Origin of the sequence: Paenirhizobium cremeum (genome assembly GCF_022884085.1) — a bacterium.
GTDB lineage: Bacteria > Pseudomonadota > Alphaproteobacteria > Rhizobiales > Rhizobiaceae > Allorhizobium > Allorhizobium cremeum.
Genome location: NZ_JAGGCS010000005.1, coordinates 223,081 through 247,213 on the forward strand (window position 1 = coordinate 223,081; position 24,133 = coordinate 247,213).

The following is a 24,133-nucleotide window of genomic DNA, read 5'->3' on the forward strand; positions in this document are numbered from 1 at the left end:
CGATCAGAAGAGCCGTTCGCGAACGTAGATTGTGTCGCCGGCAAGAATGGGATCGGTGATCGGCACGCGTCCGGTCAGGATCTCTCCGTTGATTTTGCGGGTAACGTCGACATCGCGCTGGTTGGCCCGGGTCGAGAACCCGCCTGAAACCGCAATTGCATTGAGGACGGTCATTCCAGGGACATAGGCATACTGGCCCGGCTGACCGACTTCGCCCATGACGAAGATCGAGCGATAGCGGTCGATCTCGATCGAGACGTCGGGGTCGCGCAGGTAGCCGCCACGAAGCTTCTGCGCGATCACGCCTTCCAACTGAGGCAGGGTGGCGCCGCGGGCCGCCACCTGTCCGATGAGCGGAAAGGCGATATAGCCGGCCTGGTCGACGGTATAGGTATTTGTCAGGCTCGCCTGTTCGAAAACGGTGATCCTCAGTCGATCGCCGCTGTCGAGCCGGTAGGGCTGGATCGTGGCTTCATGGAAGACCTTGGGAGCCGGTCTATAGCTCGCGCAACCATTGAGCATGGCAAGAGCCAGCGCGGCGAGCAGCCAGACCATTCCTTTTACACCAGACGATGACATGCGCCGACGCGCCCCCGGTAGCGAATTCCGATGGTTCCGTTATCATTCCATTAGGGTTAACGCGAGGTAAAGAACGATATTGTCACGGGAGGCCGTAGGATAATTTCCACCGATCCAAGAATATTGCAGTTAACGCTTGGGTTACCATGTTCCTTTACTATCCGGCCGGATTTGTACCGGGAGTATGGCATGTCGAGCGTGGGCAACGGGCAGCAGGACGTGGATATCGATCTCGCGCAGCTCTTTCGGGCCGTGTGGCACAAGCGCCTGCGTATTCTGGCAGTCACTGCGCTGGCAGGCGGCCTGGCCTTTGCCGGAGCGAACCTCATTTCGCCGAGCTATCGCGGTGAGGCGCGCATCCTCATCGAGCCCCGCCAGCCGACCTTTTCCGCGACCGAAAGGGCGGGCACGACGACCGAGCCGGTTCTCGACGAATTGAACATCGTCAGCCAGGTGCAACTCCTGCAGTCCGTCGATCTGATCAAGCAGGTTGTGCGCGACCTGAAGCTCTACGAACTGGAGGAGTTCGATCCGGACACCAATCCGTCCGTGGTCTCCCATCTCCTGGTCCTCGTCGGACTGAAGAAAAACCCGCTGGACCTCGCGCCCGAAGAGCGGGTGCTCAAGACATTCCAGGAGAAGCTTCAGGTCTATCAGGTTGAAAAATCGCGCGTCATAGGCATCGAGTTCACCTCCGAGGACCCCAAGCTCGCCGCCGCGGTGCCGAATGAGATTGCCAAGGTCTACAGCGCCATCCAGAGCGGCGCCAAGCTGGACAGCAACTCCGAAGCCGCACGCTGGCTGGAACCGGAAATCGCCAACCTGCGCGAAAAGGTGCAGGAGGCCGAAAAGAAGGTCGCCGACTATCGTGCTTCGGCGGGCCTGCTGCCGCTTAGCGAAACGTCGACCTTTTCCGCCCAGCAACTGAGCGACATTTCTGCCGAACTGGCGCGGGTCCGCGGTGAGCGGGCCAATGCCGAGGCAAAAGCGGAAGACGTGCGCGCGGCGCTGAAGGCCGGCCGTTCGACGGAAACGCTCGAGGCCGTTGCAAGCTCGGAGGCAATCCAGAGACTGAAAGGCACGGAATCGGAAATTCGCGCACAGATTTCCGATCTTTCGACCACCCTGCTGGAAGGGCATCCCCAGATGAAGGCGCTGCGCGCCCAGCTCGCCGGCATTCGCGAACAGATTGCCGCCGAATCCGCAAAGGTGGCAGCCGGACTGGAGAACGCGGCTGCCGTTTCCCGCGCCCGGGAGACGCAGCTCATCCAGCAGCTCAACACCGTCAAAGCCGAGTCGGCACGCGCCGGCGAGGACGAGGTCGGCCTGAAGGCCCTGGAACGCGAAGCCGCCGCCCAGCGCCAGTTGCTCGAAACCTATCTTGCCCGTTATCGTGAGGCGACGACCCGCATGGCCAAGGATGCGAGCCCGGCGGATGCCCGCTTGATCTCGCAGGCGGTCGAGCCGACGGAACCGAACTTCCCGAAGGTTCTGCCGATCACCGTCGTGGCGACACTCGCCGCTTTCATCTTGAGTGCGGTCGTCGTCATGCTGTCTGAACTCTTCAGCGGCCGGGCGCTGCGGCCGGTCGAAGGCGGCCTTCCTGCAATATCGCCCCATCAGGCGGAAATGGTGGGCATGGCGGCGGTCCCCTCGACGGGTGAGCCCGTTGTCCAGCCCCGGGCGGCTGCCGTCGAACGTTTGACCGAAACGCCGGTGCCGCCGCCGTCCGCAACAGGGTTTCGCCCGGATCTGCCGGCCAGCCTGCTTCCCGTTGCTCCCGACGAGGAACTGGCCGAGGAGATGGAACAGGCGCTCGATTTCGCCGAGGAAGAACCGGCGGATGAATTCTCGATCGAAGCCGTCGCCCGCTATCTGGTCGACGAACATGTGCGGATCGCACTGGCCATCTCTCCCTCCGGTGACGAAGGCTCGACCGCGACCGTGATGCTCGCCCGCGAGGTGGCGGAACGGGGCGTGAAGGTGGTGCTGATCGATATGACTGGTTCGGCATGTCCGACCTGGCTCATGGCATCTCGCCGGGATCTGCCGGGTATTACCGATCTCCTGTGCGGCACGGCTCCCTTCTTCGAAACGATCCACCCCGACCGCCTCTCGGATGCGGACATCGTGCCCCAGGGCAATGCGGATGTGCGGCAGGCCATGCGCGGCGCCGATCGTCTGTCGATGATTACCGATGCGCTGTCGGAGGCCTACGATCTGGTGCTGGTGGAATGCGGTCCGGCCGATGTCCAGGGCATCGCCCGCCTCAGCAGGAGCGGCGAGCATGAAATCATCCTGTCGGCACCCGACCCGGACATGACGGAACTCGCCCGCATTATGGAAGCCTTCGAGAGGGTCGGTTATACCGATCTCGTGCTGATGACCGGCAAGGGGACGGCTCCGGAGGGGCAGGGCAAGCGCGACGCTGCCTGACTTGCGGACCCTAATCGTCCGTGCCGGTTGCCTGGGCCGGCACGTTGTCGGCATGGGCCCGCAGTCTCTGGATGAACGAGTAAAGCTGCGGATTGCCCTTGATGACAGCCTTGGTGCGCACCACGCCACGCTGGGCGAAGGCGGCCAGATGGCCGGCCGCGCTGATCGGCAGCAATATATCGTGTTGCACCGTTTCGACCGTGCACCAGCGGCGCTTGTAATCCTGATCTCCGAGGCCGAAGTCGAAAAGGGCGGCTCCTTCCTCGCAGCTGCGTTCGATCATCAGCCAGAACAGCAGTTCGCCGGGACTTGCCTCCGGAACGAGACTTTCATCGATCGATCCGAACTGGCAGATCACATGATCGCCCTTGCGTGAAAGCCCGGCGATGGCGGCAATCCTGCCCCGATAATCGCCCTTGAGGCGAAGCGCATGCAGTTCCAGCGGTGTGTCGAGACTGCTGCCGTCGACCTCGAGCAGCATGTGAAAGAACGCCTGTGTCTCCGGCGCCTGAAAGGCGTTAGGCAAGCCAAGCGCCTTGAAACGAATGGCCTTCTGCTCGAAGAAGAGATTGAGGAGTGCATTCTTTTCCGTCAGCGATCGGGCGACGAAATGCTCGAAACCGCCGACCGCCTCGATCTTGCGCACCTGTCCGCGGAATTTCTTTCGCCGGCGCTTGGCATTCAATTGCGCAAGCGTTTTTTGAAAATCCCCCGTCAGCGGCAGTTGGAAGGCGTGGTTCTGGTTCTCGATGGCGGGCAGGGCCGCAAACGGGCTTCTTTCGCCGCGCCATTCGAGCGGAATATTTTGCAGGTTGACGAGATCCGCCTTGCCGGCGAGCAGGGCGGTGATCGCCTCGGCCACTTGAGCGACATCGCTTGCGCCGGCTCCCGCCCGGAATTCGGCGGAGAACAGGCCGCTATTGATGTTGTTGTACCGGGCGGCGATGAACTGTGCGGTCCGCACCATGTTGGCGCGAACGATTTCGAGCGGCAGGATGAATGCTGCTTTTGCGCCGCGACGGCCCCTGATGATGGCGAGCGGATTGCGATGGGTCTTCGTCCAGGCATGGCACCAGTCATAACTCTGGTGAAGGGAGTTGAGCGGATCGACGTCGAGCGCGCGCCATTCCTTCTCCAGCGGCTCCATGCTCTCGTGCAATGTGATGTCGAGGGCGCTTGCGGCTGCCATCGTCCCGGCGTGCGAAAACTCCGCATGGTCCATGCGGCTCAGGCGGTCTATGGCCGCAAGGCTTTGAAATTCGACCGGCGATGTCTGCACAGCGCTCTCCCGTCCGACGAGACTGGGGGGAGACTAGCCGAAGCGCGCAGAAAAACGGTTAGCAAACCTGTGTCGCCGGAGCTTTTCCGCAGAGTGCGGTTATCGGTCGGTTAACCGCCGCGTTTGCCGTCATTTGCGGACGGGACCGGCCATCCATTTGATAATCAGCATGGCCGGCAGGATCCACAGGAGGCCGGACAGGAGGAAATAGAGGAGATGGACCCACCATGGCGAGGTGGCAAGCAGGCTGGAGGCTATCGTGGTGGCGACGAGCGCATAGACGACGACGAGGATGATGATGATGATCGTGCCAATGAATGAGCGCAACCGGGCCGGCATCGTCTGTCCTTTGTGTGTTCTTGCAGGTGGAGCCCTGAGGGATGTTCCCACCCATGGGTCTCAGGTCTTGTTTTGCATGGCCAAGTGATGCAAATCAACAGCATAAACGAGGATGGCGGAATGACTGACGCGACAAGCACCACTGAGATCCAGATACGTGAGGCGATGGAACGCGGCGGGCGAAACCGGCGTGCAATCCGCATATGGCTCGGAGTCGTGCTCGTCACGCTTTTTTGTCTCGTGCTGGTGGGGGGAGCCACACGGCTGACCGGTTCCGGCCTTTCCATCACCGAATGGAAACCCATTCATGGTGTCATCCCCCCGCTTTCGGCCGAGGAATGGCAGGAGGAATTCGCGCTCTACCAGCGTATTCCGCAGTACCAGCAGATCAACAAGGGCATGACGGTCGACGAGTTCAAGTCGATCTTTTGGTGGGAGTGGGCGCATCGCCTGCTGGCCCGCAGCATCGGCGTAATCTTCGCCTTACCGCTTTTTTATTTCTGGCTGACGGGCAGGATCGAGCGTCGCCTCCGCTGGCCGCTGGTCGGACTGCTCGCGCTTGGCGGCTTCCAGGGCTTCATCGGCTGGTGGATGGTGTCGTCGGGGCTGACCAAGCTGACCAGCGTTTCCCAGTATCGGCTGGCGACGCACCTCGTGATTGCCTGTCTGATCTTCTCCGCCTGCATGTGGATCATGCGTGGTCTGTCGCCGCATAGCGGGGATGCTCCGCCAACACCCACGTCCCGACGCTGGGCGGCTGGCCTTGCCTTTCTCGCGCTGTTTCAGATCTATCTCGGCGCTCTGGTGGCCGGCCTCGACGCCGGTCTTGCCTACAACACATGGCCGCTGATGGACGGAGCGGTTGTCCCGTCGGACCTCTTCATTCAGCAACCCTGGTGGATCAACCTGTTCGAGAATCCCAAGACGGTTCAGTACATCCACCGCCTCGGAGCCTATGCGTTGCTGGCCTTTGCGCTGTGGCACATGATCCGGTCGCTTCAGGCCGCACCGCAATCGACCCATGCCCGCCGCAGCGTCGTGCTCTTTGCCCTGATCGTTATCCAGGCGGCCATCGGCATAACCACGCTGCTCCTGCAGGTGCCACTCGACGCTGCCCTTGCCCACCAGGGCGGTGCCCTGATCGTCCTCGGCTTCGCCATTGCCCACTGGCGCGGGTTTTATGGCGAATACGCGCCAGAGACTGCGGTTGTCCTGCGCGACTGAGTTTTCCACCCCATTTCCAACTCCACCGGAAGGCGGGCGGATAAATTCCGTCCGCCTTTTTCGTTCGCGCGTTTTTCCTGCTTGACGCTGCCCGTAATTGATGTCACTAATAATGACATGAATACATTAAGAGTGACAAAATATGAGAGCCCGTTGCGGGCGGAGCAGGCGCACGCGACCCGCGAAAAGATCCTTGCGGGCGTGCGGACGATGCTGGAGGCCGACCCCGACAATGCCCTCGGGTTCGACGAACTGGCGGAGGTGAGCGGTGTGAACCGCCGCACCATCTTCCGGCATTTTCCGACCAAGGAGGATCTGCTGTCGGCCTTCTGGCACAGCGCCAACGCCTCGCTCGGTGTGCGCTTCTGGCCGAAAAGCGAGCGGGATCTGGTGGAGTTGCCGCCGGAACTCTTCGCTTCGCTGGACGGTATCGAGGGCATCGTGCGCGCCTCCCATGCGAGCGGCGCCGGCCGGCAGATGCGCCTGCAGGCGAATGGCGAGCGGCAAGCGGCATTCCGCAAAAGCCTCTCGGATGTGACGGACAATCTGGACCCCGAACGGGCAAGGCAGCTCGAAGCGACGGTCCAGCTTCTTTTCAGCGCCACCGCCTGGCAGACCATGAAGGATTACTGGGGTCTGTCGGGACGGGAGGCTGGAAAAGCGGCCGCATGGGCGATCGGTGCCCTGCTCGATGCGGCGAGACGGGAAGGGCGCCTGTCGAAGGACGAACGGTTGGAGGAAGACGGGAATGAATGACAATTTTTCAGCAAAAGTGCATCCGGCCGCAAGCGCCGGAAAGATGTGGGTGATGGGCGACGAGGTGATGAAGCGCGGCAGGCTGGAAGGCACCGGCTTCAATGTCATCGACGTGGCCGTGCCGCCGGGCAGCGGTACGCCGCCGCACACCCATGCCTCACCGGAGATCTTTCGCATCCTGCAGGGCACGGTGACGATCTGGGCCCTGATCGACGGCAAGCCGACCGAGACCGAGGCCGTACCCGGCGACGTGGTGACCATTCCGGCCCATGCGCCACACGCCTATCGTAACGCCTCGCAGGCGCCGGCGCTGATGATGTCGGTCGTCGACGACCGGATGATGGAATTTTTCGAGGCTGCTGCCAGCCACGAGCCGCCGGCCGGTCCGCCGACGCCCGAGGCGATCGGTCGCATCATGGCGCTCACCGAGACTTACGGCATCCATATTCTGGCAGCATGACTCCCGCACCATTTCCGGCAGAAGGGCGGCGGGCGGCCATCCTTCCGGCGGAAACCATCAGGTCCATGTTCTGGACGGCTGCGCCGGAAGCGCCTTTGCCCAGATCATCGAGAGCAGATCTTGAGAGCGCGACCTTAGCCGAATCTGTAGCCGGAATAGGGCTTGCCGCGGAATTCACCACGGAAAATGTGTTGGCCGGCGTCCTGACCGGCGGCTCCGGCTACGACAAACAGGGGCACGAGGTGGTCGTGGTCCGGAACGTGGCAGGCCTGTGCGTCCGGGTTTCGTTCCCAGGTCGCAAGTCTTGCCGCCCTCTGGTCCGGGTCCTCGATCGCGACCACATCGCTTAGCCAGTCGTCGAAGCGGATGGCCTGCTGCTTGTGCTCGGGATTGTCGTGGAAGAACATCCGCATGTTGTGGTAGCTCATGCCGGAGCCGACGATCAGAACGCCTTCATCCCGCAGCGGTTCCAGTGCCTTGCCGATCGCGACATGGCTTGGAGCGTCGAGCGTGTTCTTGAGCGACATCATCACGACAGGCACGTCGGCATCGGGATAGGCGACCATCAGCGGGATGAAGACACCGTGGTCGTAGCCGCGCCTGTCATCCTCCGCAGCCGGAATGCCCGCGGCTTCGAGAAGCTGCTTTGCCCGGTGCGCCACATCGGGAGCGCCCGGGGCGGGGTAGGTGAGCTGGTAGGTTTCCGGCGGAAAGCCGTAATAGTCATAGAGCATCCCGGGATGGGGTGCCGAACTCAGGGTTGGCACCGGTTCCCCCTCCCAATGTCCGGAAACCATTAGAATGGCCTTCGGGGTGCGGCCGACATCCTTCGGAAGCGACTTCAGGAAGTCTGCAAGATCGGCCCACGGCTTCTTGCCGTCCGGTCCTGCCGGAAACTGCATGAAGGGCCAGGGGCCTCCGCCATGGGGAATGAAATAGACTGGAAAACGGGTGTCGCTCATGTCGCGCCTCATCTTTTGATGAGCCGGAACATAGCAAGATCATCAAGTGCAAACGATCCGTCTATCAGGCGACGAATCGTTCACTTAGAGTGAACGACAAAGCTGTCGTTCGCCAATTCTTGCGAACGTTGAGCCCGTCGTTCAGGCGGAAAGCATCAGGTCCATGTTTTGGACGGCTGCGCCGGAAGCACCCTTGCCCAGATTGTCGAGGACCGCGACGAGGTTGACGTGCGGACCGCCCTGCGTGCCGAACACGAAGAGCTTCATCGTGTCCTGACCGGTCAGCTCTTCGGCATCGATGCGGGCCAGCTTTGCGCTGTCCTCGAGCGAAACCACATTGACGATGTCCTGGCCGGCATAGTGCGCGACGAGGGCGGCATGGATCGTCTCGATCGTCGTGCCGTCCTTCAGGTCGTCGAGGAAAAGCGGTACCTGCACGATCATGCCCTGCGCAAAACGCCCGACCGACGGCGAAAAAAGCGGCGCGCGATCGAGCAGGCCGTGGGTCTTCATTTCCGGCACATGCTTGTGCTTCAGCGTCAGCCCGTAAAGGAAGTTGTTGGCCGTGATGGCATCGGGCCGGCTCTGGTCTTCCATCTGGGCGATCATCTGCTTGCCGCCGCCGGTATAGCCCGAGACCGCATTGACCGTGACCGGATAGCCGTCCGGCAGGATGCCTGAGGCACGAAGCGGCCGGATAAGGCCGATCGCGCCGGTCGGATAGCAGCCGGGATTGGCGACGAAACGGGCGGAACGGATCTTTTCCCTCTGGGCCTTGTCCATTTCGGCAAAGCCGTAGGCCCAATCGGAAGCGACGCGGAAAGCCGTCGAGGTGTCGATGATCCGGACCTTATTGTTGCCGGAAACCATCTGCACCGCTTCCCGCGAGGCGTCGTCGGGCAGGCAGAGAATGGCGATGTCGGCGCTGTTCAGCAGGTCTTCGCGCATTGCCTGATTGCGCCGCTCCTCTTCCGGGATGGACAGCAGTTCAACGTCGCGGCGGCCGGCCATGCGGGTGCGGATCTGCAGTCCCGTGGTGCCGTGTTCGCCGTCGATGAAGATCTTCGCTGTCATTTTATCGTCCCCTGTCAGGAGGTTGGTGGAAATTCCGGAATCTGTTTCGTAGAATGCTGAATCAATATGTCAGGTGCGTGTCGCGAGTTTCTCGGCGCGCAGGCCGAGCATATACATCGCGACCGTCGCGCCCGCAATGGCGGTGATATCGGCGTGGTCATAGGCAGGCGCCACCTCGACGATATCGGAACCGCGAATGTCGAGCGCGCCGAGCTTGCGCAGAACCGAAAGCATCTTGGCCGAGGATGGGCCGCCGGCAACCGGCGTTCCGGTTCCCGGGGCGAATGCCGGGTCGAGGCAGTCGATATCGAAGGTGAGATAGCAGGGCTTCCTGCCGACATGGGCAAGGATGCGATCGGCGATCGTCTGTGCGCCGAGGTCCTCGACCTCGTAGCCATGCAGGATGCGGATGCCGAAATCCTCCGGCGCATGCGTCCGGATGCCGATCTGGATCGAATGGCTCGGATCGATCGCGCCTTCGCGCACGGCGCGGCAGACGAAGGAGCCGTGATCGATCCGCTTGCCATCGTCGTCCCAGGTGTCCTGATGGGCGTCGAAATGTACGAGTGCCAGCGGTCCATGCTTGGCAGCATGGGCCTTGAGAAGCGGCCAGGTAACGAAATGATCGCCGCCGAGACCGAGCAGGTAGGCGCCGGAAGCAATGATCTTCGCGGCCTCCTTCTCGATCAGGCCGGGCGTCTTCTGGTGGTTGCCGTAGTCGAGCAGCACATCGCCGTAATCGATGACGGCCATCTTCTCGAAAAGGTCGCGGGAAAACGGGTATTGCGGGTCGTTGTCGAAGATCGCGGATGCGCGCCGGATCGCCTGCGGTCCGAAGCGGGCGCCCGGCCGGTTGGAGACGGCAGCGTCGAAGGGAATGCCGAGGACTGCGGCATCGACGTTCTTCAGCGACTTCGAGAATTTGCGACGCATGAAGGAGAGCGCGCCCGCATAGGTCGGATCTGTCGCGGCGCCGCGAACGGCTTTTGCTGTAAAGGCATTGTCGATGGATTTGCTCGCCATATCTCTCGTCTTCGTCTCTTGCCTGGAATCTGCCTGAACATAGGCGACGGCCTGCAATCCGCAAAACCGAAATGCTGGCCGGATCGCCCAAAACAAAAAAGGCGGAGCCGAAGCCCCGCCTTGATTTCCGTTTCCGGATATCCAGCGATTAACGCTTGGAGAACTGGAACGAACGACGGGCCTTGGCCTTGCCGTACTTCTTGCGTTCGACCACGCGGCTGTCGCGGGTCAGGAAGCCGCCCTTCTTCAGGACCGAGCGCAGGCCCGGCTCGAAGTAGGTGAGGGCCTTGGACAGGCCGTGGCGAACGGCGCCGGCCTGGCCGGAGAGACCACCGCCGGTGACGGTCGCAACGATGTCGAACTGACCGGTGCGGGCAGCCGCGACGATCGGCTGCTGCAGGATCATCTGCAGAACCGGACGGGCGAAATAGGTCGTGAAGTCACGGCCGTTGACGACGATCTTGCCGGAGCCCGGCTTGACCCATACGCGGGCGACAGCGTTCTTGCGCTTGCCGGTGGCGTAGGAGCGGCCGAGGGAATCGACCTTGCGGACATGCGCCGGAGCGGCGGCCTGCTCGGTGGTGCCGAGGTCCTTCAGGGAAGAGAGGTCAGCCATTATCAGGCGCTCCTTACGTTCTTGCTGTTCAGCTTGGCCACGTCGAGGGCAACCGGCTGCTGGGCTTCATGGGGATGGTTGGAACCGGCGTAAACGCGCAGGTTCTTCATCTGGCGACGGCCGAGCGGGCCGCGCGGGATCATGCGCTCGACGGCCTTCTCGATGACGCGCTCCGGGAAGCGGCCTTCGATGATCTGGCGAGCCGTACGCTCCTTGATGCCGCCCGGATAACCGGTGTGCCAGTAGTACTTCTTGTCGGCATACTTCTTGCCGGTGAAGGCGACCTTCTCGGCATTGATGACGATGACGTTGTCGCCGTCGTCGACATGGGGGGTGTAGGTGGCCTTATGCTTGCCGCGCAGGCGCATGGCGATGAGGGAGGCGAGGCGACCGACAACGAGGCCTTCGGCATCGATGATGATCCACTTCTTCTCCACCTCAGCAGGCTTCTGAACGAAGGTAGACATGGTGTTATCTTTCCGTTTTGGACCCTTGCGCCGTGAGGCGGGCGGGCGTTTCTTGTTGCTTGGTTTCATGCATGTGATGCACGAAAAAAGAATGCGGTCCGAAGGGGCCGCAAACCTGGGCGCTGTATAAGCTGCGGCTGTACCATGGTCAATAGCCGCATTTTTTGGATGTTGTCGAAAAAGTTTATAAAAAACAATGAGTTGATTGTGTGGTATTATTTTACCGCATTTTTGAGCGGTCCCGACAGCTTGGAAATCGCCTGTTTGGGGCTTGCTCAGCCGCGTGGCGGGATCGAATAGGTTGCTGTCGCCTGTGCGATCGGTTCAGGGCCGCCATCCTGGCTCAGAAGCGCGTCGATGACGGCCAGCCGTTTGCCGAGTTTCAGGATGCGGCACCGGCAGACGATCGGTTGAGGCTTTGGCAGGCGCAGGAAATTGATGTTGAGGCTGGTGGTGACGGCGAGCGCCACCGGTCCGATATGGGCGAGCACCGCGGCATAGGCGCAGACATCGGCGAGCGCGAACATGGCCGGGCCGGAGACCGTGCCGCCGGGGCGCAAATGCCGTTCAGACGGGTCGAAGGTCATTGTCACCGCGCCGGGTTCCACAGCCGTTACCGTGAACACGTGTCCATCCGTGTGGATCTGCGGAAAATCCGTCTCCAGAAAACGGTTGATTTCCGCGGCGGTCATGATCGGCTGCATGTTGGATTGTTCCTCCCTTTGTCCAAAGCCTCGATTTTCGATGGCGGAGCCGGCGGCATTTATGGCAGGCTTCCACGCATATGAAAACGAGAAGCCGGGAGGTTTGTCATGGCGGAAGTGGTGTCTTTCAAGAAGGTTGGGGGTGAGGCGGGGGATGGGCCGGTGTTGTCGGCGCTGGCGAACGGTGTGCTGCGCCTGACGCTTAACAATCCGCCCGCCAATGCCCTGTCCATCGCCACGATGGAGGCCCTGATGGTTGCGCTGGAGACGGCGGGCAGCGATCCGGACGTGCGGGTCGTCGTCCTTGCCGCCTCCGGCAAGCTGTTCTCCGCCGGTCATGACCTGAAGGAAATGACGACGCACCGGGCAGACCCGGATCGCGGCCGGGCTTTCTTTGAAAAGACCATGCGGCTCTGCGCCGACCTCATGCTGAAAATCGCGCATCTGCCGAAGCCGGTGATCGCCGAGGTCGATGGACTGGCGACGGCTGCCGGCTGCCAGCTTGTGGCCTCCTGTGATCTCGCCATTTGCACCGATACTTCCACCTTCTGCACGCCGGGCGTGAACATCGGCCTTTTTTGCTCGACGCCGATGGTTGCCGTCAGTCGCGCTGCCCATCGCAAGCAGGCCATGGAGATGCTGCTGACGGGCGAAACCATCGATGCCTCCACCGCCAAGGACTTCGGCCTCGTCAACCGGATCGTCCCGAAGCAGTATCTCGCCCAGGTCGTTGACAAATATGCCTCCGTCATCGCTTCCAAGTCGCCGTTGATCCTGAAGATCGGCAAGGAGGCATTCTACCGCCAGATCGATATGCCGTTGGAAGAAGCCTACGACTATGCGGCTCGCGTAATGGTCGACAACATGCTGGCGCGCGATGCCGCCGAAGGCATCGGTGCCTTCCTCGACAAACGGCATCCGACCTGGACCGGCGAGTGACGATTTCCCGGCGAGAACGCCATTTGGTGGATGGGGCCAATTGTTGTCCCATTCATTAATTATATATCGAAAAGATCATGATGCGAACGAGTGCAACCTTAAGGTTACACTAATATTGACGCGAACAAAAAGGGTACATATATTAAACGAACAGCGTTTAATATATGAGGATTGATATCCACTCATGCAGATCGACCGCCGTGTCTCATTGATTACCTTGGGAGTTGCGGATGTTGGGCGCAGCACCGCCTTTTATGAAAGCCTCGGCTGGATACGCTCGTCAGCGTCGCAGGAGACCATCACTTTTATTAGGCTGAAGGGCGTTGCTCTTGCCCTTTTCTCCCGTGCCTCGCTCGCGGAGGATGCAGGCGTCGAAGACACTTCGCCGGGCTTTTCCGGTGTCACGCTTGCGCATAATGTCGCCAGCCCCGCAGAGGTCGACGCCGTGATGGAATTTGCAGTTTCCCGCGGCGCCAGCCTGGTGAAAAAGCCTGAAAAAGTGTTTTGGGGCGGCTATCGCGGTTACTTCGCCGACCCCGATGGGCACCTCTGGGAAGTCGCCCACAATCCGTTCGCGCCGCTTGATGAAGACGGTCACACCGTCTTGCCGGAGTGAGATCGAGGGGAACCGGCAAATCGCTCGCATTTTTCCGATCATGGAGAGCTGTCATTAAGTGAATGCAAATATATTGGGCGCGGGAGAGACAGCGGATCGTTAGAAGGCCGTTTACGGCCGGAGGAGGTTTCCATGACGCATGTTTCCTATCCTGCAGCCTATCTCGCCGATATTCTTCATTCAGCAAAGAACATAGCCATCGTCGGCGCTTCGACGAGAGATGACCGTCCGAGCCACTGGATTGCCGGCTTCCTGCTCGGCAAGGGCTATCGGGTTTTCCCCGTCAATCCGAATCACGCCGGAGAAACGATACTTGGACAGCGGATCTACGGGCGGCTTGCCGATATTCCCGTCGATATCGACATCGTCGATGTTTTCCGCCGTGCCGATCAGTTCGCAACGGTCATCGATGAAGTGTTGAGGCTTCCAAACTTGCCTCGTGCAATCTGGGGACAGCTTGGCGTTCGCGACGACGAGGCCGCCGCCAGGGCGCAAGCCGCCGGCATAAAGGTCGTGATGGATCATGCGCTGGTGACTGAATACCCGCTGGTCTACGAACTGGCGCACGCGCCGCAGTCGCGCCCGGCGGCCTGAAGCATGCCGCGCAAAATGCCGACCGGATTGCTCCAGCCGCAGCGATAAACCAGAGACTTGAGACACTGCGGGCGTATCCGGAAGATCGCGGCACCCTTGGGCGTCGAGGATCAGAAGCGGATCCAGGGGCGGCGCAGGATGAAGCCGTTGCTGTTGTCCACCGGCTTGCAGGCGAGGACCGGGCAACGGGGATTGTCGCGCGTCGGCACATAGGCGCGTGCCGCATAGTCATGCTGTTCGCACTGGTTGTTGTCGCGGACATAGCGATCGTAAAGCGTCATGCCGGCCACCCGTTTCGACGGATAGCGCAGGATCACCGCCCCCTGGCTCAATACGGCTGCGCGAGCCGCTTCGCAGCTCATGGATAGCGAGTTGTAGCGCGAGATCGCCAGCGCCGGCGATGCGATCGTCGAGGCCACCATGGCCAGTAGAACAAGCTTTTTCATCGCTCTGTCTTCCTTGCTCGGGAATGGATGGAAGGGCTTTCGTCGTTTGTGGCCATTCCGTCTTGTAGCCGGTTGCGGCCACCCCATCTATTCGTTGTTGCCGATTATAGACGACTTCGACGGACGTCGCCATGAACGAGGAAGAAATGACAATCGATCACGACCGCTATGACGATGCCTACCTTGCCGGAATCCTTAAGGACACGAAGACGATAGCCCTGGTGGGGGCTTCGCCCAAACCCGATCGGCCGAGCTACGGCGTCATGCGTTTTCTCCTTTCGCGGGGATATCGGGTGATACCGGTCAATCCGGGGCAGAAGGGCAAGGAAATTCTCGGCCAGAAGACGGTTGCGCGGCTCGCCGACATCGATGAGCCGATCGACATGGTCGATGTGTTTCGCGCGTCGGAACATCTCGGTGGAGTGATCGACGATGTGCTGGCGCTTGAAACGCGTCCGAAAGCGGTCTGGTCCCAGCTTGGCGTGAGGGATGACCGCGCGGCGGTCAAGGCAGAGGCGGAGGGGATCAAGGTCGTGATGAACCGCTGCCCGGCCATCGAAATTCCCCGCCTCAGCCTCTGAAAACCGACCGGAGCGCAATGTCGGCGGACTACGCGATCAGGAAATCCGGGTTGGCGCGAAGCGCATTGAGAGATTCGGCATTGCCGCAGTAGTGGGCGAAGGTCTCGGCTGCGGTGCCGCGTGTCAGATCCTTGCGACATTCGCTCTTGGATGCGCAGTGCGAGCAGGTGATCTGCATGTCGCGGAATTCGTTGCGCAACCGCAGTTCCACCTCGCTCGGATCGATATTCAGGGCACGCATCATTACCACCATTTCATCGGCGGCGTGCGGACCTGCCTTGGCAAGCTCGATCAATTGGTCCGGCGAGATGCCGCAGTCGTGAGCGATGCTGCGGATGGTGGAATCGTCGAGCGATGCGATCATGTCGGCTTCGGCCGCGCTTTCCCAGCTTCTGGAAAACCACTCGGTCAGCCGCGAAAAGACGGTTCTCGTTGCGTCAGTCACTGCAGTGTCCATGGGAATACCTCCATTTTGCATTAATCCTGAGCCGCCGGCCGCATGACCGCATTGACTTCGATCAATCTTGAGGGATGGCCGGTCGCGAGACGGCAAAAAACCCGGCGAAAAACCCGGCTGACAACCGGCGGCCAGACGCTATGATCCGCCCGACCAATCAAGGGAGGTTTCAACCATGACGACGAACAATCCGGGTTTTGCCACGCTGGCGGTTCATGCCGGGGCCCAGCCGGACCCGGCGACCGGGGCGCGAATCACGCCGATCTACCAGACCACTGCTTATGTCTTCAACGACGCCGACCACGCGGCGGCGCTGTTCGGACTGAAGCAGTTCGGTAACATCTATACCCGCATCATGAACCCGACCCAGGCGGTGCTGGAAGAGCGCATCGCCGCTCTGGAAGGCGGTACGGCGGCGCTCGCCGTCGCCTCGGGTCACGCGGCTCAGATGCTGATCTTCCACACGCTGATGCAGGCCGGCAATAATTTCGTGGCCGCAAGGAAGCTCTACGGCGGGTCGATCAACCAGTTCGGCCATGCCTTCCAGAATTTCGGCTGGCAGGTCCGCTGGGCCGATCCCGCCGATCCCGCGGACTTCGCCGCGCAGATCGACGAGAACACCCGTGCGATCTTCATCGAAAGCCTTGCCAATCCTGGCGGCACCTTTGTCGATATCGCCGCGATTGCCGATGTCGCCCGCCGTCATGGCCTGCCGCTGATCGTCGACAACACGATGGCGAGCCCCTATCTCGTCCGGCCGCTCGAACACGGGGCGGATATCGTCGTCCACTCGGCCACGAAGTTCCTCGGCGGGCACGGCAATTCGATGGGTGGCGTCATCGTCGATGGCGGCACCTTCGACTGGTCGCAGTCCGACAAGTTCCCGATGCTTTCAAAGCCGCGCTCGGAATATTCCGGTATCGTGCTGCATCAGGCCTTCGGCAATTTTGCCTTCGCTATCGCCTGCCGCGTGCTCGGGCTTCGCGATCTCGGGCCGGCGATTGCCCCGATGAACGCCTTCCTGATCCTGACCGGCATCGAGACGCTGCCGCTGCGCATGCAGCGTCATTGCGAAAACGCCCTGCGGGTCGCCACATGGCTGAAGCAGCATCCGAAGGTGGCCTGGGTGAATTATGCCGGCCTGCCCGATGATCCGAACCATGCCCTGCAACAGCGTTATTCGCCGAAGGGCGGCGGTGCGGTCTTCACCTTTGGTGTCAAGGGCGGCTACGCGGCCGGCAAGGCGCTTGTCGAGGGGCTGCAACTCTTCTCGCATCTGGCCAATATCGGCGATACGCGCTCGCTGGTGATCCATCCGGCTTCCACCACCCATGCCCAGCTTTCCGAGGAGCAGCAGATTGCGGCCGGTGCCGGGCCGGATGTCGTGCGCCTATCGGTCGGCATCGAGGACGCCGAGGACATTATCGGCGATCTCGACCAGTCGCTCGCCAGGGTCTGACCAAGGTAACCGCGCCGTGGCCTTGAGGCTGCGGCGCATCGGAGAACCAATGACGAATTTTCTGACATTCGATCTCGCAGGAATCGAGCCGGAGGAGGGCGTTCCCGCCCCCGACCGGCTGATTTCCGGCGATCCCCGTTTCACCACTTGGAACATCGAGGAGCGAGAGGGTTCGCTTTATGCCGGAATCTGGCAGGCGACGCCGGGCAAGTGGCGGATTTCCTACGACGAGTGGGAATATTTCAACGTCCTCGAAGGTCATTCGATCGTGACCGAGGATGGCGGCGAACCGGTCCATCTCAGAGCGGGCGACCGGATGATCCTGAGACCGGGCTTCAGCGGAACCTGGGAAGTCGTTGAAACGACTCGCAAGGACTACGTCATCAAACTCTGAAGTCGAGCCGAGATTGGAGCGCCGTCAGCGCAGCAGCATAGCGAGCAGCGGCGCCGCGAGGACGTTGACGAGGCCGACCAGGACCATCACCAGGCCGGCAATGGAGCCTTCCTCCGAGCCGATCTGGTGAGCCTTCGCGACGCCTGCGCCGTGGGCGCCCATGCCGAACAGGGCTCCGCGGGCAAGCGTCGAGCGGATCGGCAGGAAGCGCAGCAGGGTTTCGCCCAGCGCCGCACCGCAGACCCCCGTGACGACCACGAAGATGGCGGTCAGATCCGGTACGCCGCCGATATCCTGCGAGATGGTCATGGCAAAGGGCGTGCTGATCGAACGCGGCAGAAGGCTGAGACGCAATGCGCCGTCGATGCTGAGCAGGCTGGCAAGCGCCCAGGCCGTCAGCATCGCCGTCGCGCTGCCGACAACGACGCCGAAGGCCAGCACCGGCCAGTAGCGCCGGATCGTATGGCGTTCCTCGAAGATCGGGATCGCGAAGGCCACGGTTACCGGACCGAGCATGGCAACCAGCCAGTGGGTGGCGTGGATATATTCCGCATAATTGGCCCGCAGCAGCAGGGCGAGCGTAATCAGCGCCATCGGCGTCACGATCAGCGGCGAAAGCCAGCTTTGCTGCCAGCGCCGGTAGATCGCCTTCGAGACGATATAGAAGAAGATCGTGGCCGCCGACCAGAAGGCGGTCATCAGGGTGGGATTACCGACGAAGGGCACGGTCGCCTCCATGGGCGAGCATGAGGCGATAGCCGATATCGACGGCGATCGCGGTGGAAGCCATGACGGCAATCGTGCCGCCCAGAATGACCGCAAGAACCTTGAGGCCGAGAAGCCCGATGAACTCCTGGTGGTCGAGGACAGCAAGAACCGCCGGAACGAAGAACAACAGCATTTCCGCCAGCAGCCAGCGGGCGCCGTCACGCATGCTGGACGGACGCAGTCGGCCGCTTGCCAAGAGCAACAATACCATCGCCATGCCGATGACGCCGCCGGGGATCGGTAGCGCTAGCAGGCGGGCGACGGTTTCTCCGGCCAGCCAGAAAGCCGCGATGATGGCGATCTGCACCAGCCGGTTTGAGTGCATCTGGCGGCGTATGAGCAGGGCGATGTTACGGGATGACATTTTCAGCACCTTGTGTGGTCGCTGGAAATATAGGCGTGATCGTACTATGAACAAAATGAATTGATGTCATAGAAAAAAGTCCGAATTGGAATACTTATGGAAATTCGAACGCTCCGCGCCTTCGTCGAGGTCATCCGTCAGGGCGGTTTTTCCCAGGCCGCCCGAACGGTGTTCATCACCCAGTCGGCGGTGAGCAAGGCCGTTCGACAGCTTGAGGAGGAGCTTGGTTTCGCGCTGATCGACCGGACAGGTCATAAGGTTGCGTTGACGGATGCGGGCGAGATCGTGTTTCGCCGCGCCCAGACCATGCTGACGCAGCGGGAGGATCTCCTTGCCGAACTCTCGGAGTTGCGCGGTTTGCGCCGTGGGCGCCTGCAGCTTGGCCTTCCGCCGATCGGCAGCGATGCCCTGTTCGCACCTCTCTTCGCCATCTACCGCAGCCGGCATCCGGAGGTGGAAATACAGCTGGTCGAGCATGGCAGCCGCAAACTGGAGGAACTGGTCATGGCGGGGGAGGTGGAACTCGGCGCTTCGCTGCTGCCGGTCCCGGATCGTTTCGAATGGCAGGAGGTGACGCGCGAGCCGCTGCACGTCCTCATTCCGGAAGATCATCCACTTGCAAAACGGGAGGGCGTCGCCCTTCACGACCTCCAGTCCATGCCGTTCGTCCTGTTCGATGTGGGGTTCGCTCTCAACCCGATCATTCTGGATGCCTGCCGGGAGGCCGGGTTCGATCCGGTCATCGCGGCCCGCAGCGGTCAGATCAATTTCATTGTGGAACTGGTGGGGGCGGGGCTCGGGATAGGGTTCCTGCCGATGATGATCGCAGAACGCCGCGTGCGCCCCGGCGTCACTCATGTTCCCGTGCATTCGCCGCGAATGGACTGGCACATGGCCTGGGTTTGGCGGCGCGGCGGCTATCTGTCTTTCGCGGCCAAGGCGTGGCTGGATCTTGCCCGCTCCGCAAAGGTTCCGCCGGCACCCTGAAGCCGGGGTCGCTTATATCCTGTTCCCGGTGTCCGTCCACACCTGTTCATGGCTTCGTATCGGGTGCCTTGAAGCGAGCGGCAAAGTCCCGGGAGGCAATAACGGCCAGCGCCTCGCGGATCTCGCGCGATTGCCGTTCGCCGTAGATCTCATCGAAACGGTCTTGCGCCTTGCGCCAGAGAACAGTCGCTTCCTGCTGTTTGGTTCGACCGCTCTCGGTCAGCCGCACCCGCTTGGCACGCCGATCGGCTGCGTCTGCCACAAGCTCCACATAGCCGTCGCGGATCAGGGGCTTCAGGGTGTGGCCGAGGGCCGACAAATCCATGACGAGTGCTTCGGCCAGTGTTTTCAGCGTCGGCTCTTCCGAACGGGCAATCTGCGACAACAGGGAGAATTGGGTTCCCTTGAGGCCGCTCTGCGAAATCATATCGTCATAGAGCTGCCCGAGTTGCCGGGCGGCGCGTCTTATCGCGCTGTTGGTGCAATGCATCCAAACCTCGTCATCTTTCTTCATCGTCTCGTTCTTCCTCGTTTCGTGCTGAGCGGCATCGGACTCCTATGCTCACCCGGTCCGGATGAAAAGTTTCTGCCGACACCTCTTGCATTGCGGGAGCATTGCCTCAATATAGTGGCATATGCCAGTAAATAAAATGGAGATCGACATGGCACGCAATGAAACATCGCCGGGCACCGCGCTCGTTACCGGCGCCTCTTCCGGAATTGGCGCGACCTATGCCCGCAAGCTTGCTCTGCGTGGCTATAACCTGATCCTTGTTGCACGCGATGCCGCGCGGCTCGGCGCGCTGGCCCAGGAGTTGCAGGAGAGCGCAGGCATTTCCGCCGCCGTCCTGACAGCGGATCTGGAGAAGGCCGGGGATGTCGCCCGGGTCGAGGCGCGGCTGCGCGAGGACGAGAATATCGCGCTGTTCGTCAATAATGCCGGCATCGGTCCGAGCGGTCCGCTTCTTTCCGGCGAGACCGCCTATCTCGACCGGATGATCGCGGTCAACGTGACCGCCGCAAACCGGCTGGCCATTGCCGCCGCCCAGGCTTTCGTTGCGCGGGGCAGGGGAAGCCTTATCAATATCGCTTCGGTGGTCGCCATCATGCCGGAATTGTTCAATGGCACATATAGCGCCAGCAAGGCGTTCGTTCTCGCCCTGACTCAGTCCTTGGCCAGCGAACTCAAGGATCATCCGGTTCGTATCCAGGCCGTGCTGCCGGGTCTCACGCGCACGGAGATTTTCGATAGGGCGGGTGGCAGCGTCGAGGCGCTCAATCCTGACATGGTCATGGAGGTGGATGACATGGTGGAGGCCGCACTGGCCGGTTTCGATGACGGCGAACTGGTTACCATCCCCTCGCTGGAAGATGCAGGATTGCTGGCGGCGCTTGGCGCGGCGCGTTCTGCGCTCGGGCCGCATCTGTCGAAGCGTCGGCCCGCTCCGCGCTATCGGGTAACCAACTGAGATCTTGCATCGATCATGATGCGGGTATATACCCGTATCATGATCGTTTCTTCCTGTTATTGCATCAAGCTCCGAAATGCCTCGCGCCGACTGACTGCGATCTATGACGCAGCGCTGGCTCCGCTTGGAATCAATGTAACCCAATTCAGCCAGTTGCGACGCATCCGGCGTCAGCAGCCGGTTTCTTTGACCGACCTTGCGAGGCAGTCGGATCTGGATCGCTCGACCGTTGGCCGCAACGCTAAGGTTTTGGAACGAATGGGACTGGTGGCCGCTGTCCCTGTGACGGATCATCGGGAAACTGCTTTGGCGCTGTCGGAACGGGGCGAGACCTTGTTGAAGGATGCCATGCCGATCTGGGAAGAGGTTCAGGCTCGTATCGAGAACAGGCTCGAAGCGGATGGCCTCGACCGTATTCTCGCCGCCATCGAAGACCTTGAATAAAGCAATTCGTTAATTCGCTAATTTTCTGAACGAATATGTGTGGGCATATACCCGCATATATCCGCCGCCGGCAACCAACTGTAGGAGAGCGACCTTGATTTCCGCCAAACTTGCCCGTTACCTCGCGGCGCGCGGCATCCACTATGGATGGGTTGTTGCCGGGATTACCTTCATCACCATGCTTGCGACCGCGGGCGCCATGGGGTCGGCCGGGGTGCTGATCGCGCCGCTTAGCCGTGAATTCGGCTGGACCACGGAGGAAATCTCTTCCGCCATGGCAATCCGGCTGGCGTTCTTCGGGTTGCTTGGTCCATTCGCTGCTGCCCTGATGAATCATTTCGGTATGCGCGCGGTGATCGGGGTGGCCCTTACATTGATCGGCGGGGGTATTCTCCTTTCCTTCGGTATGAAGGAGCTTTGGCAGATGGTCGTGCTGTGGGGTGTTGTCGTCGGGTTCGGCACCGGCATGACGGCACTCGTTCTCGGTGCAACCGTCGCGACCCGATGGTTCCAGGCGCGCCGGGGTGTCATCGTTGGCCTGATGACGGTGAGCAATGCGACCGGCCAGCTTATCTTCCTGCCACTGCTGGCAAGTCTAACGGAGGCCTTTGGCTGGCGTGTCGCCCTGTCGCTGAACGTCGCCGTACTGATGCTCGCGATGATGATCGTGCTGGCGCTGATGCGCAACTATCCCGCCGACCTTGGCTTGGCACCCTATGGCAGCCGTGAACTGCAGCCGGCCCCCATCCGCTCGGCGCGCCTGTCGTCTCTTCTGATTGCGCCGATTGCCGCCCTGCGTGAAGCCTCGGTGAAGCCGGTCTTTTGGATACTGTTCTTCACCTTCTTCGTCTGCGGTCTCTCCACCAACGGGCTGATCCAGACCCATTGGATATCGATCTGCGGTGATTATGGCGTGGCTGCGGTCAGTGCCGCCGGCATGCTGGCGATGATCGGTATCTTCGATTTCATCGGCACGCTCGGCGCCGGTTGGCTGTCGGACCGTTTCGACAATCGCTGGCTGCTCTTCTGGTTCTATGGCCTGCGCGGCCTTTCACTGATCTTCCTGTCGGCCTCGGGCTTCGACTATGTGACGCTTTCGATCTTTGCCGTCTTTTACGGTCTGGACTGGGTCGCCACGGTGCCGCCGACGGTCAAGCTCACAGTGGAGAATTTCGGTCGCGACAAGGCGAACATCGTGTTCGGCTGGATCTTCGCTGCCCATCAGCTTGGCGCTGCAACTGCCACTTTCGGCGCCGGTTACATCAGGACGGACTACGAGACCTTCATGCCGGCGGTCTATATCGCCGGTTTCATGTGTCTGCTCGCTGCCCTGGCGGTTCTTGGAATCGGGCGCGGCGTCCGCCGAACTGTGGTCGTTCAGCCGGCGGAATGATCGCGGCAAACCTCGCCTACCAGGCGAGGTCCAGCCGCTCCAGTCCATGGAAGTGATAGACGTCCTTCACCCGTGGCGGAGCAGTGATCCGCATGCCAGGCAGTCGCTTGAACAGTAACGGCAGCACGATGTTGAGTTCCAACCGCGCCAGCGGAGCACCGATGCAGAAATGGATGCCCGCGCCGAAGGAGAGGTTCGGCGCTTCGTCGCGGTCCGGCCGGAAGGTCAAGGGTTCCGTGAATTTCTCGGGATCGAGATTGGCGGCGGCAAGGATCATGCTCACCTTGTCGCCGCGCTTGAACGACACCCCGTCGATTTCAGCCGGCTCCAGGCAATAGCGCTGGAAAATATGCACCGGGGCGCAGATGCGGAGTGTTTCCTCGACGGTTCTTTCGGTCGCCTTCTCGTCGCGGAACATCTCGGCAGGGGAGAGGCCGCTTTCGAGGATGACGCGCACCGAATTGCCGATCTGGTGCACCGTTGCCTCGTGACCGGCATTCAGCAGCACGATCGTCGTCGAGATAAGCTCGTCCTCTGTGAGGTACTGCCCCTTGTGCTCGGTGTGGATCATGTGGCTGAGGAGGTCGTCCTGCGGATTGGCGTGGCGCTCCGCGATCATGCTGCGCACATAGTCGGCGAATTCCTGTGCCGAGCGATCGGCTGCTTCCTCGTCGGCACGGGTGCGCTTGAACATGTACATGCCCACGTAGTCGTGGGACCACTTGAGCAGTTGGGGGCCCATCTCCTCGGGAATGCCGATCATGCGGGCGATCATGGTCACCGGAATGATGTCGGCGAAGGAGGAGAGCAGTTCGGTTTTGCCATCCTTTTCGAAGGCATCGATCAGCCGGTTGGCAAGCTCCTCGATCTCAGGTTTCATCTTCTCGACGTGCCGGGAAACGAAGGCGCGGTTGACCAGCGTTCTGAGCCGGGTGTGTTCCGGCGGTTCCAGTTCCAGAAGGGAATGCGCTTCCGCGGCGTCGAAATGGCGCGTGTGGTCGGCAGGCTCGGGCATGCCGAGTTCCTCACGGGTCGCGATGTGCAGGATCTGGCGGCCGAAACGCCGGTCGCGCAACAGCGCGTTGACTGTATCGTAGCCGGTCACGAACCACTGCTTCTGCTCCTCCCAGTAGAAGGTCGGACATTCGGCATGCAGCGCCGCGTAGACCCGGTTCGGATCGGAGTAGAAAGCCGGATTGCGGCCGTCGAGGCTGACGCGCCGTGAGGCTTTGTCGATGGAAAGGAAGGAAAGATCGGTCATGGGTGGGTTCTCTATCCAATCCGCATCGTTGCCGGAAGAGGA

29 protein-coding genes are annotated in these 24,133 nt (G+C 61.3%); 14 read left to right on the plus strand and 15 right to left on the minus strand.

The genetic code is table 11. The features are described 5' to 3' along the window. Positions 1-3: 3 nt before the first annotated feature. The gene (locus J5N58_RS11490; protein ID WP_244710854.1) at positions 4-555 is read right to left on the minus strand and encodes a polysaccharide biosynthesis/export family protein; all 552 of its coding nucleotides are present in this window, start codon (positions 553-555) and stop codon (positions 4-6) included. A 213-nt stretch (positions 556-768) separates the two neighbouring features. On the opposite strand from J5N58_RS11490, the gene J5N58_RS11495 reads away from it, so the two are divergent. Beyond that, positions 769-3,015, plus strand: coding sequence for an exopolysaccharide transport family protein (locus J5N58_RS11495; RefSeq protein WP_244710856.1), 2,247 nt, complete (start codon positions 769-771; stop codon positions 3,013-3,015). A gap of 10 nt (positions 3,016-3,025) precedes the next feature. Here the strand turns inward: J5N58_RS11495 and J5N58_RS11500 are convergent, their stop codons facing one another. Further along, on the minus strand, positions 3,026-4,294 hold the full coding sequence (locus J5N58_RS11500) for a GNAT family N-acetyltransferase (protein ID WP_244710858.1): 1,269 nt from the start codon (positions 4,292-4,294) through the stop codon (positions 3,026-3,028). A 129-nt stretch (positions 4,295-4,423) separates the two neighbouring features. Beyond that, positions 4,424-4,633: a DUF2842 domain-containing protein gene (locus tag J5N58_RS11505; RefSeq protein WP_112827195.1), complete on the minus strand. Its 210-nt coding sequence runs from the start codon at positions 4,631-4,633 to the stop codon at positions 4,424-4,426. A gap of 120 nt (positions 4,634-4,753) precedes the next feature. Between J5N58_RS11505 and J5N58_RS11510 the strand changes: the two genes are divergently transcribed. The 3 genes from J5N58_RS11510 to J5N58_RS11520 all read left to right on the plus strand — a co-directional run bounded on the left by J5N58_RS11510 (position 4,754) and on the right by J5N58_RS11520 (position 7,073). Next, complete coding sequence (locus J5N58_RS11510; RefSeq protein ID WP_113338760.1) at positions 4,754-5,857, plus strand: COX15/CtaA family protein; 1,104 nt, start codon at positions 4,754-4,756, stop codon at positions 5,855-5,857. A gap of 132 nt (positions 5,858-5,989) precedes the next feature. After that, complete coding sequence (locus tag J5N58_RS11515; protein WP_244710860.1) at positions 5,990-6,613, plus strand: TetR/AcrR family transcriptional regulator; 624 nt, start codon at positions 5,990-5,992, stop codon at positions 6,611-6,613. Continuing rightward, a complete protein-coding gene (locus tag J5N58_RS11520; RefSeq protein ID WP_162708121.1) occupies positions 6,606-7,073 on the plus strand; it encodes a cupin domain-containing protein in 468 nt (155 codons plus the stop codon). Before J5N58_RS11515 ends, J5N58_RS11520 begins: the two co-directional genes overlap by 8 nt. Positions 7,074-7,207: 134 nt before the next feature. Here J5N58_RS11520 and J5N58_RS11525 read toward each other — a convergent pair whose 3' ends face one another. The 6 genes from J5N58_RS11525 to J5N58_RS11550 form a co-directional block, all read right to left on the minus strand. Continuing rightward, on the minus strand, positions 7,208-8,035 hold the full coding sequence (locus J5N58_RS11525) for a DODA-type extradiol aromatic ring-opening family dioxygenase (protein WP_113444058.1): 828 nt from the start codon (positions 8,033-8,035) through the stop codon (positions 7,208-7,210). A 141-nt stretch (positions 8,036-8,176) separates the two neighbouring features. Continuing rightward, complete coding sequence (argC, locus tag J5N58_RS11530) at positions 8,177-9,109, minus strand: N-acetyl-gamma-glutamyl-phosphate reductase (protein ID WP_113338763.1); 933 nt, start codon at positions 9,107-9,109, stop codon at positions 8,177-8,179. Between the two features lie 69 nt (positions 9,110-9,178). Beyond that, a complete protein-coding gene (gene speB, locus J5N58_RS11535; RefSeq protein WP_244710863.1) occupies positions 9,179-10,132 on the minus strand; it encodes an agmatinase in 954 nt (317 codons plus the stop codon). A gap of 148 nt (positions 10,133-10,280) precedes the next feature. Next, the gene (gene rpsI, locus J5N58_RS11540; RefSeq protein WP_113437973.1) at positions 10,281-10,748 is read right to left on the minus strand and encodes a 30S ribosomal protein S9; all 468 of its coding nucleotides are present in this window, start codon (positions 10,746-10,748) and stop codon (positions 10,281-10,283) included. A 2-nt stretch (positions 10,749-10,750) separates the two neighbouring features. Then, positions 10,751-11,215, minus strand: a complete 465-nt coding sequence (gene rplM / locus J5N58_RS11545) for a 50S ribosomal protein L13 (RefSeq protein ID WP_112827186.1) — start codon at positions 11,213-11,215, stop codon at positions 10,751-10,753. A gap of 275 nt (positions 11,216-11,490) precedes the next feature. Next, positions 11,491-11,919 (minus strand): PaaI family thioesterase, encoded by a 429-nt coding sequence (locus J5N58_RS11550; RefSeq protein ID WP_244710865.1) that lies wholly within the window; start codon positions 11,917-11,919, stop codon positions 11,491-11,493. 108 nt (positions 11,920-12,027) lie between these two features. On the opposite strand from J5N58_RS11550, the gene J5N58_RS11555 reads away from it, so the two are divergent. The 3 genes from J5N58_RS11555 to J5N58_RS11565 all read left to right on the plus strand — a co-directional run bounded on the left by J5N58_RS11555 (position 12,028) and on the right by J5N58_RS11565 (position 14,068). Beyond that, the gene (locus J5N58_RS11555) at positions 12,028-12,858 is read left to right on the plus strand and encodes an enoyl-CoA hydratase (protein ID WP_113437975.1); all 831 of its coding nucleotides are present in this window, start codon (positions 12,028-12,030) and stop codon (positions 12,856-12,858) included. Positions 12,859-13,042: 184 nt separating this feature from the next. After that, positions 13,043-13,474, plus strand: coding sequence for a VOC family protein (locus J5N58_RS11560; protein WP_113338767.1), 432 nt, complete (start codon positions 13,043-13,045; stop codon positions 13,472-13,474). Positions 13,475-13,606: 132 nt separating this feature from the next. After that, positions 13,607-14,068: a CoA-binding protein gene (locus J5N58_RS11565; RefSeq protein ID WP_112827182.1), complete on the plus strand. Its 462-nt coding sequence runs from the start codon at positions 13,607-13,609 to the stop codon at positions 14,066-14,068. A 110-nt stretch (positions 14,069-14,178) separates the two neighbouring features. Here J5N58_RS11565 and J5N58_RS11570 read toward each other — a convergent pair whose 3' ends face one another. Further along, complete coding sequence (locus J5N58_RS11570) at positions 14,179-14,514, minus strand: hypothetical protein (RefSeq protein WP_112827181.1); 336 nt, start codon at positions 14,512-14,514, stop codon at positions 14,179-14,181. A gap of 152 nt (positions 14,515-14,666) precedes the next feature. On the opposite strand from J5N58_RS11570, the gene J5N58_RS11575 reads away from it, so the two are divergent. Next, on the plus strand, positions 14,667-15,095 hold the full coding sequence (locus tag J5N58_RS11575) for a CoA-binding protein (RefSeq protein ID WP_112827459.1): 429 nt from the start codon (positions 14,667-14,669) through the stop codon (positions 15,093-15,095). Between the two features lie 28 nt (positions 15,096-15,123). Here J5N58_RS11575 and J5N58_RS11580 read toward each other — a convergent pair whose 3' ends face one another. Continuing rightward, the gene (locus tag J5N58_RS11580; RefSeq protein ID WP_112827180.1) at positions 15,124-15,552 is read right to left on the minus strand and encodes a DUF6455 family protein; all 429 of its coding nucleotides are present in this window, start codon (positions 15,550-15,552) and stop codon (positions 15,124-15,126) included. 175 nt (positions 15,553-15,727) lie between these two features. Here J5N58_RS11580 and J5N58_RS11585 point away from each other — a divergent pair, with 175 nt between their 5' ends. Both J5N58_RS11585 and J5N58_RS11590 read left to right on the plus strand, forming a co-directional pair. Then, positions 15,728-17,011 carry an O-acetylhomoserine aminocarboxypropyltransferase gene (locus tag J5N58_RS11585; protein WP_244710867.1) on the plus strand — a complete coding sequence of 428 codons (1,284 nt, stop codon included), beginning with the start codon at positions 15,728-15,730 and terminating at the stop codon, positions 17,009-17,011. 49 nt (positions 17,012-17,060) lie between these two features. After that, complete coding sequence (locus J5N58_RS11590) at positions 17,061-17,405, plus strand: cupin domain-containing protein (RefSeq protein WP_244710869.1); 345 nt, start codon at positions 17,061-17,063, stop codon at positions 17,403-17,405. Positions 17,406-17,429: 24 nt separating this feature from the next. Here the strand turns inward: J5N58_RS11590 and J5N58_RS11595 are convergent, their stop codons facing one another. Next, positions 17,430-18,143, minus strand: coding sequence for an LrgB family protein (locus J5N58_RS11595; RefSeq protein WP_113438986.1), 714 nt, complete (start codon positions 18,141-18,143; stop codon positions 17,430-17,432). Further along, a complete protein-coding gene (locus J5N58_RS11600; RefSeq protein WP_113438985.1) occupies positions 18,115-18,537 on the minus strand; it encodes a CidA/LrgA family protein in 423 nt (140 codons plus the stop codon). The genes J5N58_RS11595 and J5N58_RS11600 overlap by 29 nt, the downstream gene beginning before the upstream one ends. 96 nt (positions 18,538-18,633) lie before the next feature. On the opposite strand from J5N58_RS11600, the gene J5N58_RS11605 reads away from it, so the two are divergent. After that, positions 18,634-19,524 (plus strand): LysR family transcriptional regulator, encoded by an 891-nt coding sequence (locus J5N58_RS11605; protein ID WP_112827175.1) that lies wholly within the window; start codon positions 18,634-18,636, stop codon positions 19,522-19,524. Positions 19,525-19,570: 46 nt separating this feature from the next. On the opposite strand, the gene J5N58_RS11610 is transcribed toward J5N58_RS11605, so the two are convergent. Further along, positions 19,571-20,038 carry a MarR family winged helix-turn-helix transcriptional regulator gene (locus J5N58_RS11610; RefSeq protein WP_112827174.1) on the minus strand — a complete coding sequence of 156 codons (468 nt, stop codon included), beginning with the start codon at positions 20,036-20,038 and terminating at the stop codon, positions 19,571-19,573. 148 nt (positions 20,039-20,186) lie between these two features. Between J5N58_RS11610 and J5N58_RS11615 the strand changes: the two genes are divergently transcribed. The 3 genes from J5N58_RS11615 to J5N58_RS11625 all read left to right on the plus strand — a co-directional run bounded on the left by J5N58_RS11615 (position 20,187) and on the right by J5N58_RS11625 (position 22,830). After that, a complete protein-coding gene (locus J5N58_RS11615; RefSeq protein ID WP_244710871.1) occupies positions 20,187-20,993 on the plus strand; it encodes an SDR family NAD(P)-dependent oxidoreductase in 807 nt (268 codons plus the stop codon). 42 nt (positions 20,994-21,035) lie between these two features. Then, positions 21,036-21,437: a MarR family transcriptional regulator gene (locus tag J5N58_RS11620; protein ID WP_113444142.1), complete on the plus strand. Its 402-nt coding sequence runs from the start codon at positions 21,036-21,038 to the stop codon at positions 21,435-21,437. Between the two features lie 94 nt (positions 21,438-21,531). Continuing rightward, positions 21,532-22,830: an MFS transporter gene (locus J5N58_RS11625; protein ID WP_244710873.1), complete on the plus strand. Its 1,299-nt coding sequence runs from the start codon at positions 21,532-21,534 to the stop codon at positions 22,828-22,830. Positions 22,831-22,846: 16 nt separating this feature from the next. On the opposite strand, the gene J5N58_RS11630 is transcribed toward J5N58_RS11625, so the two are convergent. Beyond that, entirely contained in the window at positions 22,847-24,091 is a 1,245-nt protein-coding gene (locus J5N58_RS11630) for a cytochrome P450 (protein WP_113444052.1), read from the minus strand. Positions 24,092-24,133 lie beyond the last annotated feature (42 nt).